Raw genomic sequence first — 18,321 nt, 5'->3', positions numbered from 1 at the left:
CTGCAGGGTGGTTGATCACGAGGCTGCCTCATGGGGTCCGTCCAGCACAGCATGTAACGCAGGCTCGCTTTGAGGACGAGTCTGTGGCTCCCGAATAGCCGGTTTGGCTGCGCCACCGACAGTAGAGGGAAGGATGGGAAGAAAAAGAAGCATAACACCTGCAAGCGCAGCCATCGTGTAGAAGATGTCGGCGTAGGTCAGCACAAGAGCTTGCCTTGTAATCGCGCCGGAGAAACGTATTGCACTCTCCGATTGGGCAGAGACCCCAAGGATCGAGAGATTGCGACCGAAGAAATGCTCGAGCAGGCGGGAGGAGTGTAACGACTGCCGGCGGTCGAGCAGTACGACTACTGCCGTTACCCCAAGAGACGCACCAAATTGGCGTGCGCCGTAGTAGATGGCTCTGGCGGTAGAGACATGCTTAGCATCGACGCGCATGAACGCGGCGACCGCGAGGGTGGGTACTGAAATTCCCACAAATATTCCGTTCAGGATCAGCGGAGCCCATAGATTGCGGTCGGGAGTATCGACCGTAACGATGTGGCCAAACCACCCCATTGCCGTCATCTGTACAAATAACGCGAAGGCCATGACGGTCTTGCCACCCAGCTTGAAGATCGCTGCACCTATCCATTGCACTGCCGACAACGTAACGAGTGTCGCAACTCCGGTGATAGAGATGAAGACGCCGGTCTGTAACGCAGAGTGTGACTCGACTCTCCGCAGGTATTGAGGAAGCACATAAAGGCTACCTCCAAGCAACATGCCTAACACGACTCCAAGCACTGCGGCGGAGAACACGCCCCGGTCTCCCAGATAGTCCAGATGAAGGACTGGCTGACGATTTTTCGGGGTAAGTTGCCAGGCGGCGAAGAGGAGATTGCACACAATCCCAATGGTCGTGAGCAATACGATGGTGTTCGAGCCGAACCAGTCATCAATCTCGCCGCGACTGAGTGCTGCCTGCAGGGCTGCTGCACCGAGCATGAGCAAAGCGATTCCAGGGATGTCCGGCTTATAGTCTTCCACCTCGCTGATCCAGTGGGGCGACGTATACCGGTGAAATATCCAGCCTGCAAGCAGCATCGCCGGGACGTTGATCAGGAAGAGCAAGCGCCAGCTCCAGTTGTCAGCGAACCATCCTGAAAGAATTGGCGAGGCGAATCGGCCGATAAGAAATACCCCAAGTCCGTACGTTCTTAGATACGCAGTGCGATCTTTGGGTTCAAAGCGCTGTGTGACAAAGACCAGTGTGCGTGCGAGAAATACACCACCTGCCAGCCCCTGTAGTACGCGGAAACACAGAAATAGAGGCAACTCCGGGCTCAGAGCACAGCCTAACGACGTCAGGGCATATATGACGCAAGCCAAGCTCAGCATACGCCGGTTGCCGAGGCGGTTCGCCAGCCGATGCGACAACGTGACAGAGACCGCGAAGGCTGTGTTGTAAACAGTGATCGCCCAGCTTGCTTCGTCGGCCGAAGAGCCCAGCGTCCCGGTGAGATCAGGCAGCGTGACGTTCAGACCTGTGCTGGTCCACTGTTCAATTCCTGACGAAAGCGTAAAAGCCAATAAAGTTCCGTAAATGGATACTGGAATGGCCTTTACACCCTTTTGCCCGGGATCCGGGAGGCGCCCCTGCGGCTCTCGCGAATTCGTCATGTCTCGTATCATCATTCAAAAAATGAGATGCCTTCAACAGACTAGAGGAGGAGTCTACAAGATCAATACAGCGGACGAACTGCGTTTATATAAACGGCGATACCCGAACGCGAGTTCACTGTTTCGACACCTCGATTTCAGTTAGCGAACGCCTGTGGAGGGACGGCTGCGGGTTGGGTGACGCGCGTAAGTCTAGCCGTCACGCGCATCGCGCCGGGCCAGACCTTGAGACAGAACGGCAGTACAGCGCGCGCGAGTGCGTTGTTTAAGCCGTCGGCTGCGATCTCGGCAAGACGCATCTGCGGCAGCATGGCTGTGCGCAGTTTTGGCTGGAAGACCGGAGCCGACTCATCGGCAAGATAAGCCGTGGCGGCGCGGCGGGCAGTATGCAGAGCGATGGAGATGCCATCTCCGGTGAACGAAGGGATGACGGCTGCCTGATCTCCGATACAGTAGAGCCCATCCTCAGTTGAGCGGCGGAGGTAACCGTACGGGATATGGGTTACGGTGATCGGTTTGTCGAGAACCGGCTGCGCACCATCGAGCCGCATCGCGAGGTGCGGACAGTCCTGCTGCATCTTCGCAAGGAGGCCCTCCCAGCGAAGACCCGCGCGAGCAAAATATCGCCGTTGCACCACGCAGCAGAAGTTCGTGATGCCGTTTTCAACGGGTTGGATACCTCCGTAGCCTCCTGAGTAGAGTGTCAGCTCGGAGGCATCTGCCAGGTCAGAGGTCTGGGCGGCAGACAGCCGGTAATACATCTTGAAGGCGACCCATTGGTGAGGGTCCTTCGGTCGACTGTGGCCACGCAGATCGTACTTGCCCGTTGCGAGAAACGCGGTAGGAGCTTCGTAGGTGGAGCCGTCGTCGAGTGTAGCCTGCCAGAGATTGGCGGTTGCGCGGGTGAGCGACTGCACACTGCGCCCGCGCTCAACGCGGACCCCGGCGGCGATGGCTGCGTCGGTGAGAGCTGTATCCAGTGCTTTGCGCGTGAGCGACTTTGCGGGGAACGGCAAGGGAGCTGTCGCGGCGCGCCTTGCGGCGGCCAGTCGAACGTAGTCGATCGGCACGGCGCCAAGCGAGGTTACGTCGATGCCGAGCAGATGCAGGTCTTCCAGCGCCTCGCCGCTTAGGAACTCTCCACATACCTTATGGCGTGCCGTGACCTCGCGTTCGATCAGCGTGACGCTTCGACCCTTGCGCGCGAGTGCGATCGAAGCCGCACAGCCTGCCACTCCACCACCGATGACCAAAACTTCGTCTTGCAATGCATCGCTCCCGATTCACTTGGATATTCCATCAAGTCACAGCCGGATTTCCTATTTCTAGTAGACCTCCAAAAAGGAATTTGGAGTCTTATTCTGTACAAATCGTCATCTTCCCGCAGTCATAGACGCCGCATAGCTGAATGCTGAGACGGGTTACCTGGAGGTAAGAGGCTCTCTGAAGCCCCGACCGATGCCTCAGTTCCGACGCGTAGTGAGCTCGCGCCAGTTGATGCCGAGGTCCACGATCAGCAACGAGGCGAGGGTGAACGCAATGACGCCGACTGCGGACAAGACGTCCCCCAGGTGGCTCCAGTAACGCGGCCAGAGGTTGAGCACCCGGCTGGAGACAAAGGTAAAGGTGACGGCATAGGAGCGGGTCATCCATTGGCGGTGTTGGGTGATTTGGCGATTGCGAGCGGTGATGAGGGCGGCGGTGGTGCAGATCATCCAGGCGGCGGCCTGCATGGAGGTCCCGGGGAGGCCCGGACGGCCCGGGCGAGAGCGATCCCGGTGAACGAGCCGATAAACACGGAGATGATGTAGATGCGACCGAGGACGCGGTGGAGTTGGAGGTGGCGTTGGCGGATTCGCGAGGAGAAGTTGATGGGGCCGACCAGCAGAGCGAGGGTTCCGGCGAGGGTGTGCGGGATGAGGAGATGGCGGTCGGCGATGACCTGAAGGCGGTAGGCGTGGTACATCGGATAGTCGGTGATGAGGAGCAGCTCTGAGGTAATGAAGACGAAGAGTACGGTGGTGCCAAGCGAGACCCAGAGAATGGTCTTGAATCTGGAATCGGCCGAACCGGGTGCTCGCAGGGTGGGCATTGTTCGCCTCTCAGAGGGGTAGATGTGATGAGGTGCGCCATGAGGCCGACGGAGCATTCGGCTTCCTTTCTCTTGGGCGAACGAGAGGCTTCCGAATCGTTGGTATCATTTCCACCGCCCGACGCATAAGCGTCCCGGCCGCCACTGTTGCACCGTCACTCTCTCTCGCGGCAGCTCAGCCGCAGCCAGCAGGCGTGCCCAATCTTCCTTCCGGAACGCCCTACGGAACGACACCGGCCCATCGTGCCGGACAAGCCAGTGCCAACGCACCCACCCAAACATCCGACTACTCCACTCCGACCGCTCCAAGTCATTGATAAACCAGCCTGCCTGTACGGTCGCTTCCATCCACCTCAAAAGCGTGACGATCTCCTCGTCCTCCAGATGATGTGCCAGCAGGGAACTCACGACGATGTCTACCGGCTTGTTCGGTCGATACTCCAGAGCATCGCCGGTCACCCAGGTGATTCCAAGCTCTTTGGGAGTGAACTCAGCTGCCGCGCGTGCCGCATAGGGATTCAAGTCGATCCCCGTTAACTGCACTGCGGTGCCGCGTCTCCGTGCCCAGTCTGCAATCTGGCGCAGTAGATCGCCTCCGCCGCTGCCAACATCAACAATGTGCAAGGGATCACGTTGCCCGCGCGGTATCTGCTCCAGCCAGGCCAGCGTCGGCCGATAGCCCAGCAGCCAGCGGTTGACTTTTTCCAGACTGCGCAGGCAGTCACGGAAATCCTCATAGCTACAGTCACCGTCCATCAGCTCCGGAAGCTCACGGGGAGAGGCCCGCCGACTGAAATCGATCTGTGTACTAGACCCCATGGAAGCGCATCGTCTCCGCTGTTAATCCCGGCCCAAATGACATTGCACACCCACTCTGACCTGGGCGCGCCTGCTGCATGATGCGCTCCAACACGAACATCACCGTCGCCGACGACATATTGCCAAAGCACGACAGTACTTCGCGTGACGCTGCCAGCGCATTCGTCGGGAGTTCCAGGCCCTGCTCCACCGCATCCAGAATCGTCCGGCCGCCGGGATGTACCGCCCACAGGTCGATGCCGTCACGCTCCGCCATCAATTCACCCTCATGGAGTGCGCGGCCAAGCTCTCCCGGCACCTGTCCTGAGAGCAGCATGTCGAACCCAAGGTCGCGGATCTTCCACGTGATCAACCCGCTTGTCTTCGGTACCATCACCGCCTTGAAGCTATCCAGCGCGAGACCCTGCTCGCGAGCGGTAATCAGGCTCGCTGCCGCGCCGTCGGCAAAGACCAGGAAGGAGAGCACCTGCTGCAGATCCTGCGTCTCCTGAAAGTGCAGCGTACACAACTCCAGGTTGACCATCAGAACAGACGCTTTCGGATCGGAGCGCACAATGTGCCGCGCCAGCTTCAAGGCATTGATCGCGGCGTAGCATCCCATAAATCCAACCATCGTGCGCTCCACGCTAGCCGAAAGTCCGAGGTGGTTTACGATCTCAAAGTCCAGGCCCGGAGCGTAGAGCCCCGTGCAGCAGGTCACCAGCACATGCGTAATACCGGAGCGCTCATCCTCGCTTAGCGCAAGCCGGTCCACCGCCTTCCGCATCAACATCGGAGCGCTCTGCTCGAATAACTCCATACGCCGCGACGTGTTGGGAAAGTTGCCTAGACGATAGAACTCATTCGCGTCATACGGAGAGAAGTCGCCGGAACTCTTCTGCGGGTCCAGGAAAGAATAGCGATGCGCTATATCAGCGCGGTTCACCATGCGGCGGAAGATCGTGCGCATCCGCGGGTCAGCAAGCATCTTCTCTGCGAAGACGACGAAGGTGTCATGCACATCATGCCCTGGTACGGCTGTGGCGATGCGGTTCAGGTAAGCCGTTGTCAAGCGGAATAGGCCCTCAGCCCGGATCTTCGGGAAAAATGTCGCGTCTGATGTCGGGAAGCTGGACCACAAAGAGGCGACGATCGGGCGACAGTCGACTACTCGAGAGAACAGGCTCCGTATTCTCAATACAGCGGCTCCTCGTGGAGAGGAGGCCGCTGTCTCTTTGATAGCACTTTGGAGGAGGGGGACAGGATGACGATTTGTTCATGGAGGGTGCATCGCCGGAGCGCCCTCAAGTCTCGTCCGTTCAGATGCCAGCTAGGGAAGAGCAACGCAGGACGCTCGGAATTGGCATTCAGTGATCTGCCCTCGACTAGCATCTGAGCGGTCGATCCTTCGAAATGACATTTGCAGCGTGCCTCAAATTCACCTGCCTGATGCATCGCTATTCCGGACTGTTTACGACGACGGATCGATCGCTGGATGGCGCAAGATGACTGAATCGTCATCTTGCGCCATTCAGGAGTCAGCGACCTATGAGTTTAAATGTCTTACCATGATTCATGCGGCTTCTGCTGGTCGAGGATGAACCGGAGATTCAAAGCTTCGTCAAGCAATCTTTGCTTGAGGCGGGGTACGAAGTGCATACGGCGGAAGACGGGAGCGCCGCAACTCAGCTGGCTTCCAGGCACGCCTACGACGGTCTCATTGTCGATCTGGGACTTCCGGATCAAGATGGCATCGACTTGATTCTGCATCTACGACGCTCTGGCGTTCGTTGTCCCGTATTGATCCTTTCAGCCAGAAGATCGGTCGACGATAGGGTTAAAGGTCTGGAACAGGGTGGTGACGACTACCTCACGAAGCCCTTCGCCGTTGCAGAATTGTTGGCAAGATTGCGTAATCTCTTGCGGCGCAATCGTGCTGCGGACGAGGAGGCGGGCCGCCTTCGCGTTCTGGATCTGGAATTGGATTTCATCAGCCGTAGAGCATCTCGCGGGGCAGAGGTTTTGAACCTAAGTCCACAGGAGTTCGTGCTTCTGGCGTATCTCTGTCGACATGCCGGGAGGGTTGTTACTCGATCGATGCTCCTCTCCGAAGTGTGGGGAATGAGAATTCAGCCGAACACCAATGTCGTTGACGTACATATCTACCGCCTGCGCGGCAAGGTGGATACAGAAGGCCGCGAGCCGTTGATTAAGACTTTACGAGGTATTGGCTATGTCCTCAAAGACCGCTAGTCCAGTCACAGGGTGTGGAGCCTGGCGTATTTCCCTGTGGGCAACACTGGCATTTGCTATTGGAACCATGCTGATTTTTGCGGTACTTCATCGTTTCGTCGCGAACGACATTCAGCGGAGGAGTGACGCCTGGCTCTCTGGCGAGATCGCGGTACTCGGTGATGTCGCAGGTCGAACTCCAAATGACCGCTTCTACGCCAGAGTCGTGAAGGAGGTGGCAGAGCTTGCAAGCAGGGAGGTGCCTGATAAAGTTCGCGCCAACGAGAACGACTCCGTCTTCTTTCTTCAGGCTGGGGACGACGGGACTCCAAGACTATGGGTAGGAGCCGGTGACGGCACGCCAAACTTAGCCGCGATTCGCGCGCGCAAGTTTTTTTCCGATGCTCCCTATGACTTGAATGTCAAAGGTTTCGATCATCCCTTTCGAGTAGCATCGGCACGGCTCGATGATGGGAGCCACATCTATCTAGGGCTTTCGGAACGAGACGAATTGCGTGTACTACGGAGCCTGCGTTATCGCTTTCTCTGCCTCTGGCTGCTCGTCGTGCTGTTCGGTTCCGTGATTGTGTTCTTGGTGGCCAAACGGATGCTGGGCCACGTTCGCAAGATCACCGAAGCAGCATCTCGGATCGGGCAGTTTGATTTGAGTAGCAGGGTTCCGACCAACAAGCGGAACGACGAGGTGGGGCACCTGGCACTTACACTCAACCATATGTTGGACCGGATAGAGAGCTCCGTGCATCAACTGCACACCATCACTGGGGCTCTTGCCCACGATCTTCGTAGCCCGCTGACGGCGATTCGGGGAAAGTTGGAGATCGTTTTATCTGATGATCTGAAGATCGAGCAAAGTGAGCCAATCGTCTCGGCGATCGATGAGCTGGATCGACTCACAGATTTCCTAAATACATCCCTTGATGTTGCTGAGGCGAAGGCTGATGCGCTTAGGCTCTCGCTTACAGAGGTTGATCTGGATGAACTCATCCGCGTCATGATTGATCTGTACGAGCCTTGCATGTCAGAGAAAGGGCTGCGTATGAATCTGCGCAGCGCAGGTTCTATCACTGTACTCGCAGACGCCGCCCTTTTGCATCGAGTAGTCGCAAACCTTCTCGACAATGAGCTTAACCATTTGCCTGCATCGTGCACCGTTTCCATACGAGTTGGCGAAACCGAAGATGCTGCGACGCTTACTGTGGAGGATGATGGTCCGGGATTTGCCGCGGAGATTGGCGTCCACATGTTCGAACAGAGGGTGAAAGGGAGAGAGTCTAAGGGGCATGGCCTTGGGCTCGCATTTGTTGAAGCCGTAGTGCGCGCACATGGAGGGAGTGTGACCGCGTCCACCCGTCCGGAAGGTGGGGCATTGCTGTCGATTTGCTGGCCTCGTGAGGCCCGCGAGAAGATTGAAGCTCGTGACTCTCTGACGCTAGTCAACCGGTAGTCACATAGATCACCCTTAGCGAAAGAGCCTGACCAAAGTGCGTGCTTTGATCTTAGCCCGCATCCACGTAGCAGGCAGATCGCAGAGGTTAGCTGCGTTCTGTACCGCCCTGCCGACCCGGAATTGGCGCGAACCAAAACCTCTACAGGTCAATCACAAAGAAGAAGAATAACTATGGCTGGATTAGCAATTGCACTTCTGCCGCGCGAGTTCTCGTACCAGGGCACTCGCATCCCCAACCCGAACCCGGCGATGAACCTCGAGCAGGTGCAGGACTTCCTCACAGCTGCGTACCCCGAGATCGCCACCGCCAAGTTGGTTGGCCCCGAAGAGACGGGCGTTAGCGATCGGCGAGAAGGGGTGAGCATGGCGAAGAGTGCCACGCCAAAGGCGAATCTGCTCAGGTTACTTCGCAAGCTAGAACGCCAGCCGCCGAGCAAGGCAGATCGCTATTGAGACCCTCACTTGAGGCAGAACATGGCAGCCAAGAAGGAAAGGTCCAGGAGATTTCACGGGGACGGCTCCGTTGCCTTGCAAAAGTCCATGACTTTTGGGGTTGTATCAAAGGCTATGTGGCGCGCTGATACATGAATCCGCGCGCTACACGGTAGATTCGTGATTCATCTGGGTGTAATGAGGATTCAGTTGCAGTCGTTGATTGCTCAGGGCGCAAAGCGACGGGATAGCTATCCGATCAGAAGGCTAAGATTTTGGCAGAGGACAACATCGGGCTCTAGAGGCCACTAGTCGCTGGTCCGATCTCTGGGACTCAGGCAGTCACACGCTTCAGTGCGGGATCAGCAAATTGCAAGAAGTGACCAACTTGTTAGTCTATTACCCGCCAGGCAAGGATGTTTCTTTTGACGGAGGAGCCGGTCAGGTTGGTACTGTCGAGGAGCAGTTGAAAATGTGGGATCGATCCATCGGAGCGCCGTATCCGCTTCAGGAATGGAACCACTGAGGAGTCATCGGCGACGAAGTCCCAGGCACACTCTGTGCCTGCCATCGAAGTTCCTTCGAGGATTAATGCATTACCCGTTCCACTCGGGTTAGGCAGGAAAGCGACCACGGCATAGACTCGATGCTGCGCGTCGTCATAGTTCGCGGTCCAACTGGGGGGCTCGGTTCCAACCGGGATGCGGTTCAGTACCGTGTATTGCCTGATATGCGCGTTGGAGAAAACGAAGTTCATCTTCGGTTCAAACAACTCCACCCAAGGATTCGCGGCTGCGGCTCCAATGAGCACAACATTCGTATCCTTTAAGTCGTTTGGTCTGACGTCGCGTGCATAGTTGAGTTCAAGTTTGCTTGTATGGGAGTCGGCGATCTGGGTTAGCCCTTTAACGATGTCCAAATCGACGATCGACGTATAGCGCCGACTCGCGAGGTCCGCAGGATCCACTTGTCCTGTCGGTCTGTCTCCCGTGATCTGTGCCCGGTAGTTTCCGCTTAGGTACCCCGCCAGGTCGATGTTTTGCTTCGTCGCGCCTCGCCACATCACCAACCCTGTATCGCTCGGAACGACGATCGTTTTCAGATCGGTTCTGAAGAGGAGATCCCACATGGGGTTCTGGGTTGTCTTCGGTGCTGATGGTCTTGAGTTCCTGACGCTGACGACAACAAGCGCGACCAGCAGCACGCCTATGAGAAACCAAGACAGCCGTAAACCATTGTGGCCAGCCGGAGCTGTTGTGCTCAGCACAGTTGGAGGCAATACTGGAGGGCTGTCTGAAGGTACGGACGGGAGATCGTCAGCTGGTTTGTGCCCGGAGTGAGGCTCAAAAACGGGAACGTAGCTTCCCCGTGGAAGGGTAATCCGTACTGGTTCGTCCGCACCCTCTCCGTTGAAGTAAAGATCAAGCCGCTGCCTCAGTCGGCTGGCTTGCGGCCTCACAATTCCATCGATGGACGAGTCGTAGTCTGGCGGCCGTCCGAAGACCGTAGTTCCGATCTTCTGTTCGTTGATTTCGCCGGCTCGTCCACTCAGCGAAAGATCACAGATGCAGACGAGGAAAGTCGAGAGACGCTCGCTCTTGGCGAATGCAGTGGATTCAATGACTCGCCGGACCAACGCGCGTTTTGCTTCGATTGCCGCATTCCTGGATGAAAGATCCTCCCTGACGCCTGCAACAGCCATAAAGCTTCCTCACTATATAACGTCGAGTCCATCACACTTACATGAACAAGCGATCAACGACATTAACACGGCATTTATGTATCAGTGCCCATTCTTGCGTTGATACATCTCTGAAAACATCCGTGTTTTAGCGCGTACCGGTGTCGTAGCCGCGAAATCCCTTGGACCTTCCTCGTGCCACTGCTAGTTTCGGCTTCGAGTGACGGCATTAGCCCGTTCACCAATGTCCGATTTTGATCTCTAGGAGTTGCCGCCGTGATTCGAAGGTTCTTGCTGCACCGATCGTCCAAAGCCCGCGCCGTGTTTACCTCTCCCTCAACTCGGTCCGGGTACTATTCCGCTGGTCGATATGCGATCCTCCTCATTCTCTTTTTCCTGCCAACGGCTCTTGCTCATGCTCAGTTCGATACTGCCGAAGTTCTGGGAACCATCAAGGATCCGAGCGGAGCATCCCTTGCGGGGGCCTCCGTTGTGCTGACCGATCTGGCCAGAGGAATCAAGGTCTCCCGTCAGACCGATGTCAACGGCAGTTATGAGTTCACAAATGTCCGGGTAGGCGATTACAACCTTTCCGTCCAGGCTAATGGCTTTGAGAATTCTATGACCGATAAGTTCACCGTCAATGTCGGCGCAAGGCAAAGAGTTGATCTGGGTCTGAAGCTGGGCGCCAACACGGAGAACATCACCGTTTCGGGAGCAGCCAGTCAACTGGAGACCGACACGAGCGACCGCGGGCAGACCATCCAGGCTGTAGAAGCGGTCACGCTGCCCCTGAATGGGCGTGCCTATGCGGACCTATCAAAACTCGTGCCGGGAGTTCGTCAGTCATTGTTGGGAGTCACCTCAAATCCTCCGCGAGATGCGTCCTACAACGTGAACGGACTCAACTCTCAACTCAATAATTTCGAGCTCGATGGTATCGACAATAACGCTTACCAAGAGGCCAACCAAGGCTTCTCCAATCAGGCATTCATGCCATCGCCTGATGCTATCCAGGAGTTCAAAGTCCAAACGGACAATTACTCAGCCGAATATGGGCGCGCCGGTGGAGCGATCATCAACGCGACGACGCGTAGCGGCACCAACGCGTTTCATGGGGGTGCATACGATTATCTTCGCAACACCGTGCTGAATGCGTTCGGTCCCTTCTTAGGGACAGGGGTGAAACCGTCGCTGGTACAAAACCAGTTTGGCGGCACACTTGGCGGTCCCGTTCTTAAAAACAAGCTGTTCTTCTTTGTGGACTATGAGGGGTTTCGCTCGGTCGCCCATACCCTGACAACGGCTAACCTACCGACCCAGGCCGAGCTTGGTGGACTCTTTACCTCTGACGGCACACCTTCAGGCACTCCTATTCCAATCAGGAATCCCTACACCGGAGTGATCTATACCAACGGCCAAGTGCCGCTAACGGACCCCAACATCGACCCGCTTGCTCTAACCACCTTCAAGCTCTTGCCAACCCCCAATATTCCCGGCGCGGCGATCACTGCAAACAACTTCCAATCTTTACCGGCCACGACCGACTTTGAGAACAAAGGCGACGGGCGTGCCGATTTCATCATAAATCCGAGTCAAAGCGGCTTCTTCCGGTACAGTCAGCGTGCGGCCTCGACGTTTCAGCCAGCTAACATTCCGGGTTTAGCGGGCGGAAACAGCGCTGGAACGATCTATGCATACACCCGTCAACTCGCGGCAGGCTACAACTGGGTTTTGTCGCCCACATCCATCTTAGAGTTCCGCTTCGGCGAGACATGGACACAAAGCGGCAAAATCCCCGCGCTGATTGGTCAACCGAACCTACTGGCGGGAATACCCAACGTTCCCCAGGATCCGTCCCTTGGTGGAGGGCTCAATACGCAGGCCGTCACTGGCTTTTCACAGTTCGGAACGTCGGCTTCTGCTCTTCAGTTCACGAACCCAACACAAGCCAACCCAAAGGTGAACTACACCTGGATCAAGGGCAAGCATAGCCTGAAGATCGGATACGAGTTCGGCTGGCTCTCGCAAGCGATTTCAGATTTTCATCCGAAGTTCGGTTCCGATACCTACTCTGGCCAGTACAGCGCGTTGAGTTCCGCTCAATACAACTCAGTGTGCACCCCGCCGAACGCTCCATCGACCGGTTGCGCCGCCCAGACGGTACAAGCTGACAATCTGTCGGACTTCCTGTTCGGTGCGCGGAGCAACTATGCGCTTAACGCATTCAACGAAGTGAACTATCTTCGCTACTGGCATTTCGGCTACATCCAGGATGACTGGAAGGTTCTACCCAACCTCACTATCAACGCCGGACTGCGCTATGAGTTCATGTCGCCTTACTACGAGCAGGACAACAAACTCCTCAACTATGATCCGGCCAACAATCGGCTGCTTCAGGCGGGCACAGGCACAGATGTCAATAGCGCAGCACCCGGGCATGTCTACAACTTGCACTATGTTGGTGGTTCCTCGCTCGCAGACCGCGCTCTTATCAATCCCGACTATAAAGACTTCGCTCCTCGTCTGGGCTTCTCCTATGAGGCGCGTCCAGGAACAGTCGTTCGCGGTGGCTATGGGGTAAGTTATGCCTACCTATTTCGGTTCGGCGGAGAAGGCCTCCTGGCGTACAACGGCCCCAACAACTATTCCGCGACGCTGCCCAACAACCAGACCCCAGGGCAGGGAATCTGCACTTCTCTAACCCAGGATCCGACTACCTGTTTCCGTCGGACTCAGGATGGCTATCAGACCAATTTTGCCGGACCGAGCAACTTCTCAACCGTACGTGCTCAAACCCGGTACACGCCTAAGGATTTCAGCACCCCTTACGTCCAGGAGTATCACCTATCGGTTCAACAGCAACTGCCGCTCAAAATGACGCTTGAGATCGCCTATGTAGGCAATCACGGCGTTCATATTCCCACACTGGGAGACTATAACCAGGCCCGGCTTTGCACCGCGACTGAGATTTCTTCAGGAGCCTGCACTCCAACCGGTTCCGGATCTCTCCTCAATCGCAGGCCCATCGCGAACTTCACCGACATCCTCACTGAACTCAACGCTAATGCGCTCACCTATAACTCGCTGCAAGCTAAACTTGTGCGGCGCTTCACGAATGGCTTCTTTCTTATCAACTCGTTTACCTGGTCGGCGGCCTACGACCTTTCGGGAGCCGATCTTGAAACGGGCAATGGCGATAGCGCGGTCGTGAACATCAGGAATATTGCTGGAGACCGCGGACCTTCGGGATACAACCAACCTCTGAACGATACGACCTCATTCATCTACGATCTGCCATTCGGTAGGGGCCAGCGATTTGGATCAACATCGCCAAGAATCGTGCAAGAGGTTCTTGGAGGATGGGAGTTGGCGGGTACGAATATCGTGACGAGCGGTGTCCCGCTGAACCTGACTTACACCGCGAACTCAAACCAAGTCGTGTCAACAGCCAGTGCGGCCTACTCGCTTCGCCCGAACCTCGTCGGCACACCCAAAGCTGTGTATAGCCACACCCTGACCAAGACCAATAGTGCGGTGAATGGTTACCTCAACATCGCCGCAGTCTCCGCACCTTCAGGATCGCAACTCTTCGGTGATTCCGGACGCAACAATCTCCGAGGACCAGCCTTCGGTCAGTTCGATCTCGCAGCGCATAAGAAGTTCAATCTCCTGACGGAGGCTCAGACTCTGGAGTTCCGTATCGAAGCCTTCAATGTGCTCAACGCCACCAACTTCATCAGTCCGAATACCAGTATCGGGTCTGTAGGAGCCACCGGTGTCTTGAGCCCGAACGGAGGATTTGGGCAGTTCAGCGGCAGTGGGAGCGTGTTTCCATCGCGTCAGGTGCAGCTAGCGCTGCGGCTGGCGTTCTAGAACTAAATTCTCCTCAGTCTGCAGGGTAGTGCAGAGTTTCTGCGCTACCCTGGCCACCGCCGCATCTCGCAAGTAAGGTGCGAGCCTCGTCGTAGTGAGTCAATCCTTGTTAGTCCAATACCATCCTCGGAGTCGATAAACCAGGCATGCTGTCTTTTTCCCAATCCATCCGTACCCGACGTCAGTTCCTGCTGCGCACATCTGCTCTTAGCCTGAGTGCGTTTATTCCACCACAATTGAGTGCTCAAGTCATACGCTCTGCGAATACTCCGGAAGACGACTTGCAACTGGCAACGATACCGAAAGACACACTGCTGAAATTCAATCCAGACGGCAGTCCTCGGCCGTTTGCGGGAAACACCGTAATCTGTCACCTGCCGCAACAAACCCGATTTCACGACGCTGTGGTGGCATTCGGGCATGCGCTGCGTTCCAGCTCCTTTGGTGCCAAAATCGCGGGTTTACCGGACGACAGTTATCATGCCACCATACTTGGCGGCCCGAATGACCAGGATCGCGACAGATATGGCTGGCCATCGGATATCCCGATCACCACGCCGATGGCAGAGTGCAACCGCGTCATCGGCGAAAGGTTCGCGCGATTCAGGATGCACACTGAGTTGCCGCTGCGCTTCCGCTTGGACACAGAAAAGACGTTGGCCCCACAGAGGCCCAGTGGCTTGCAGTTGGTGCCCGCGGACGCGGATGAGAAGCTCAAGATTCGTGCGCTGCGCGATCGGCTGTCGGATGAAGTCTTTCGATATCGCACCCCAGATCACGACACTTTTGGATTCCACATCAGCATGGCGTACCAGGTGGTAGCTCTGACATCTATGGAAAGGCGGGAGTACCAAAGCATTTTGACGGGCCACCTACGAACTCTCGTCGAGGCCTCACCGGTAATTGAGCTCGGCGTTCCTGAATTTTGTACGTTTGGAGATATGTACAGATTTGAGATTCGGACACTCTTGCGTACCTGATTCCGCTAGAGCATTTTCAACCACCCGCAGCAGTTGGTTCTGATCGACTCCACTGAAAGAGGTATCGCGCCATTTGGGAAGTCAACCCAAAGGTTGCTACATAAGCTGCCTCGCTGTGGGGGCACGTGGGATAGATCGCTAATCAATGGCTGAGTGGGTTGCGGACAGAGGCCCGCAACCCGCCGGTTGTTACTTCGTGAGGTTGTAACGCGAAGCAGGTGTTCCGTTCTGCCCAGATGCAAACAGCTTGCCACGTGCTGCGTCAAACTTCTCGAAGACGCCGAAGTCCTCAACAGAGGGGCCTGCTTCTCCAAACGCGTCCTAATCTCGCCGGATTTTCTTTCAGATCGTTGACGAGTAGCAAACGAATGGAGGCGAGTTCACAGCTTCCATTCCGGGACTCGGCGGCGGAGTTGATAAAATGTAATGTAGTGATGGCTAGTTCAGTTCAGCGTGTTGGTTTTCTCCCGACTCAGAACTCAGATGGCCAGCGACTTATCTTGTCGAACGAGACGCTCCACCAGCGCGGCGTCATCCTGGGCACATATCGCAATATGCCGGGAGAAGGCATCCAATCCAGCGATCAGTATGTTCGGCTTGTGCAGATTGGTGCCCATTCTGCACAAGCCGAACGTCGAACAGGAGGACGGGGTATCCCATTTGTGAAAAAGCCCTGGTCTCTGACCTTTGTTCCCCCAGGCGTCGCTCCAGATGTCCGTCTACACACCGTTTCAAAGCTGATTTTTTGCCAGATAAACGTAAAAGTGATCAATGAACTCGCGGGAGAGATAGACAGCCAACCATCGGCTCCTCTTCGTTTCAAGTCAGGAATCAGTAATGGAGCGATCACCAGAATACTTGCCCTGATGACAGAAGAGTTCCATGCTGGTGCGCAGTTAGGAACTCTTTATATCGAAACACTTGCTCACGCGTTGGCCATCAGGCTATTGCATTTAGATTGCGCACCGAATCGCACCGACACTTCGACAATCAGTGCTTTGCCTTCTAATAAACTGAACAGAATAAAAGAGCTGATTGAGGCGGGCCTAGATAGAGACTTGTCGCTGAAAGCTCTTGCGACCGAAGTTGGTTATAGCAGGGCTCACTTCCTCCGCATGTTCCATGTTTCGACTGGAACCACTCCCCACCGGTATGTTCTGGAAAGACGAATCGACCGCGCTCAGCAGCTGCTAAAAGAAGACAGGACATCTTTGGATGATATAGCTGCCGCCTGTGGCTTCTCCAGTCAGACCCATATGGCCGATGTCTTTCGCAGGACTCTCAACACGACTCCCAGAAAGTACAGACGCAAAATTTAGCACGAATCCAGAGGTGCCGCACTTTTCTCGAAGAAAGATCGTGCCGGCTCTCCTATCGTTGAGGCTGGAGACAGCACTCGATGACACGCCACGCAACAAACGAACCAACTTTCAGCGAAGATTCCCATGCACTCGAATTTGCTGAACAGGTTCGTGCCAATCAACTCCGCCTGACGGCCGAGCTGAAACTGACATACGACTTCATCATCTGTGGATCCGGATCTTCGGGCTCAGTTGTAGCCCGAAGACTTGCCGAAAACCCTAAGGTCAGTGTTTTGTTGTTGGAAGCGGGCGGCCAGGATGACATTCCCAACATCGTGGACCCACGTCAATGGGCTACTAATTTAGGGAGTGATCGGGACTGGGGATTTCAGGCCCAGTCCAATCCCGAACTCAACGGGCGGGCAATCGGGATGTCCATGGGCAAGGTTCTGGGAGGCGGATCGAGTATAAATGTGCTGCACTGGGTGCGCGGCCATAGAAGCGATTGGAATCACTTTGCGGACGAAGCTGGCGACGCTGCTTGGAACTACGAGTCGGTCTTGAAGCTCTATCGTCGCATTGAAGACTGGCATGGCGAACCCGACGCGGAATACCGTAGCAACGGCGGAGCAATCTTTATTAAGCCATCTCGCTCCGAAAGTCCTCTTAGTCTGGCGACGTTTGAAGCTGCCCGCTCAATCGGAGTTCCGCCCTTCGGCAACTTGAATGGTCGCATGATGGAAGGTGAGGGAGGCTGCTCCTACACTGAGCGAGCGATACGGAACGGAAAACGGCAATCAGTCTTTCGGGCCTATGTCTTTCCTTATATGGATCGCCCGAATCTTACGGTTCTCACGCGCGCTCTGGTTACCCGAATTACCTTTGACCATAACCGTGCATCCGGCGTGGAAGTCGCGCACAACGGCAAACTGTACCACATCGGCGCGGGTCTGGAAGTTGTCCTATCGCTGGGTGCTATCCAAACGCCGAAGGTGCTTATGCAGTCAGGCATAGGCGATCAAGCTGAACTGCAACGATTCGGAATTCCGCTTGTTCAACATCTTCCGGGCGTGGGGCAAAACTTTCAGGATCACACGCTCATCATGGGATGCGTATGGGAGCACCAGCAGCCCGACCACATCCATACCAGCGACGAAGTTATTCTGCAATGGAAGTCTGATCCACGCCTGGATAGTCCGGATATGCAATGCGTTCTGCTCGACCAGCCGGCAGTCGGCCGAGAGACAGCTAAGTTTAGTCCACCCACGAATTCCTGGACCATCGTCCCCGGCCTGGTGCGCCCCAAGAGCCGGGGAAGGCTCCGACTCACAGGCCCCAATCACCTCGATCCCGTTGAGATTTACGCAAATCATCTCAACGCCCCAGCCGACCTAACGGCTCTCACTCGTGCTGTAGAGTTCAGTTGCGATCTTGCAAACTCCGCTGCTCTGCGGCCCTTTGCCAAACGCCAAGTGATCCCAGGCGACCCCACAAAACAGGGCCTTGAGGATTTCGTGCGAAGTTCTGCCAGTACCTATTGGCATCAGACCTGCACCGCCAAGATGGGACGCGATTCGATGTCTGTCGTTGACGGCAACCTCAAGGTCTATGGAATCAAAGGTCTTCGTATCGCGGACGGTTCCATCATGCCGCGCATCACAACTGGCAACACTATGGCGCCATGCGTTGTTATCGGAGAGCGGGCTGGAGAGATTCTCAAGAGCGAATATAAGTTGTGATGAGTGAGACCGCAGCTTCAGAGATTCCCTTGAACCAGTTGACGACAAGAAGTTTGGAAG

At 55.9% G+C, this 18,321-nt stretch carries 14 protein-coding genes; 7 read left to right on the top strand and 7 right to left on the bottom strand.

The features are described from left to right. Window positions 1-15: 15 nt before the first annotated feature. The 6 genes from FTO74_RS10175 to FTO74_RS10155 all read right to left on the bottom strand — a co-directional run bounded on the left by FTO74_RS10175 (window position 16) and on the right by FTO74_RS10155 (window position 5,624). Window positions 16-1,662 carry an MFS transporter gene (locus tag FTO74_RS10175; protein ID WP_162538048.1) on the bottom strand — a complete coding sequence of 549 codons (1,647 nt, stop codon included), beginning with the start codon at window positions 1,660-1,662 and terminating at the stop codon, window positions 16-18. 137 nt (window positions 1,663-1,799) lie between these two features. Next, a complete protein-coding gene (locus FTO74_RS10170; protein ID WP_162538047.1) occupies window positions 1,800-2,930 on the bottom strand; it encodes an FAD-dependent oxidoreductase in 1,131 nt (376 codons plus the stop codon). Window positions 2,931-3,125: 195 nt separating this feature from the next. Then, window positions 3,126-3,377: a DUF2306 domain-containing protein gene (locus tag FTO74_RS19750; RefSeq protein ID WP_255462177.1), complete on the bottom strand. Its 252-nt coding sequence runs from the start codon at window positions 3,375-3,377 to the stop codon at window positions 3,126-3,128. Next, the gene (locus FTO74_RS19745) at window positions 3,374-3,754 is read right to left on the bottom strand and encodes a DUF2306 domain-containing protein (RefSeq protein ID WP_255462176.1); all 381 of its coding nucleotides are present in this window, start codon (window positions 3,752-3,754) and stop codon (window positions 3,374-3,376) included. The genes FTO74_RS19750 and FTO74_RS19745 overlap by 4 nt, the downstream gene beginning before the upstream one ends. A 105-nt stretch (window positions 3,755-3,859) precedes the next feature. Then, entirely contained in the window at window positions 3,860-4,510 is a 651-nt protein-coding gene (locus FTO74_RS10160; protein WP_345932795.1) for a methyltransferase domain-containing protein, read from the bottom strand. 52 nt (window positions 4,511-4,562) lie between these two features. After that, entirely contained in the window at window positions 4,563-5,624 is a 1,062-nt protein-coding gene (locus FTO74_RS10155; protein ID WP_162538045.1) for a type III polyketide synthase, read from the bottom strand. Between the two features lie 503 nt (window positions 5,625-6,127). On the opposite strand from FTO74_RS10155, the gene FTO74_RS10150 reads away from it, so the two are divergent. The 3 genes from FTO74_RS10150 to FTO74_RS10140 all read left to right on the top strand — a co-directional run bounded on the left by FTO74_RS10150 (window position 6,128) and on the right by FTO74_RS10140 (window position 8,705). Beyond that, complete coding sequence (locus tag FTO74_RS10150) at window positions 6,128-6,805, top strand: response regulator transcription factor (RefSeq protein ID WP_162538044.1); 678 nt, start codon at window positions 6,128-6,130, stop codon at window positions 6,803-6,805. Window positions 6,806-6,872: 67 nt separating this feature from the next. Beyond that, window positions 6,873-8,249, top strand: a complete 1,377-nt coding sequence (locus tag FTO74_RS10145; protein ID WP_255462175.1) for an ATP-binding protein — start codon at window positions 6,873-6,875, stop codon at window positions 8,247-8,249. Between the two features lie 174 nt (window positions 8,250-8,423). After that, a complete protein-coding gene (locus tag FTO74_RS10140) occupies window positions 8,424-8,705 on the top strand; it encodes a PRTRC system protein C (protein ID WP_162538042.1) in 282 nt (93 codons plus the stop codon). 370 nt (window positions 8,706-9,075) lie between these two features. Here FTO74_RS10140 and FTO74_RS10135 read toward each other — a convergent pair whose 3' ends face one another. Next, a complete protein-coding gene (locus tag FTO74_RS10135) occupies window positions 9,076-10,386 on the bottom strand; it encodes a hypothetical protein (RefSeq protein ID WP_162538041.1) in 1,311 nt (436 codons plus the stop codon). A gap of 255 nt (window positions 10,387-10,641) precedes the next feature. Here FTO74_RS10135 and FTO74_RS10130 point away from each other — a divergent pair, with 255 nt between their 5' ends. From FTO74_RS10130 to FTO74_RS10115, 4 genes are all read left to right on the top strand, one after another. After that, complete coding sequence (locus tag FTO74_RS10130) at window positions 10,642-14,241, top strand: carboxypeptidase regulatory-like domain-containing protein (RefSeq protein ID WP_255462174.1); 3,600 nt, start codon at window positions 10,642-10,644, stop codon at window positions 14,239-14,241. A gap of 146 nt (window positions 14,242-14,387) precedes the next feature. Beyond that, a complete protein-coding gene (locus FTO74_RS10125) occupies window positions 14,388-15,221 on the top strand; it encodes a DUF1868 domain-containing protein (RefSeq protein WP_162538040.1) in 834 nt (277 codons plus the stop codon). A gap of 434 nt (window positions 15,222-15,655) precedes the next feature. Continuing rightward, window positions 15,656-16,540, top strand: coding sequence for an AraC family transcriptional regulator (locus FTO74_RS10120; RefSeq protein ID WP_162538039.1), 885 nt, complete (start codon window positions 15,656-15,658; stop codon window positions 16,538-16,540). An 80-nt stretch (window positions 16,541-16,620) separates the two neighbouring features. Beyond that, a complete protein-coding gene (locus tag FTO74_RS10115; RefSeq protein WP_162538038.1) occupies window positions 16,621-18,261 on the top strand; it encodes a GMC family oxidoreductase N-terminal domain-containing protein in 1,641 nt (546 codons plus the stop codon). Window positions 18,262-18,321 lie beyond the last annotated feature (60 nt).

This window comes from Granulicella sp. WH15 (assembly GCF_009914315.1).
GTDB lineage: Bacteria > Acidobacteriota > Terriglobia > Terriglobales > Acidobacteriaceae > Edaphobacter.
This window is presented reverse-complemented; position numbering and strand designations above follow the sequence as displayed.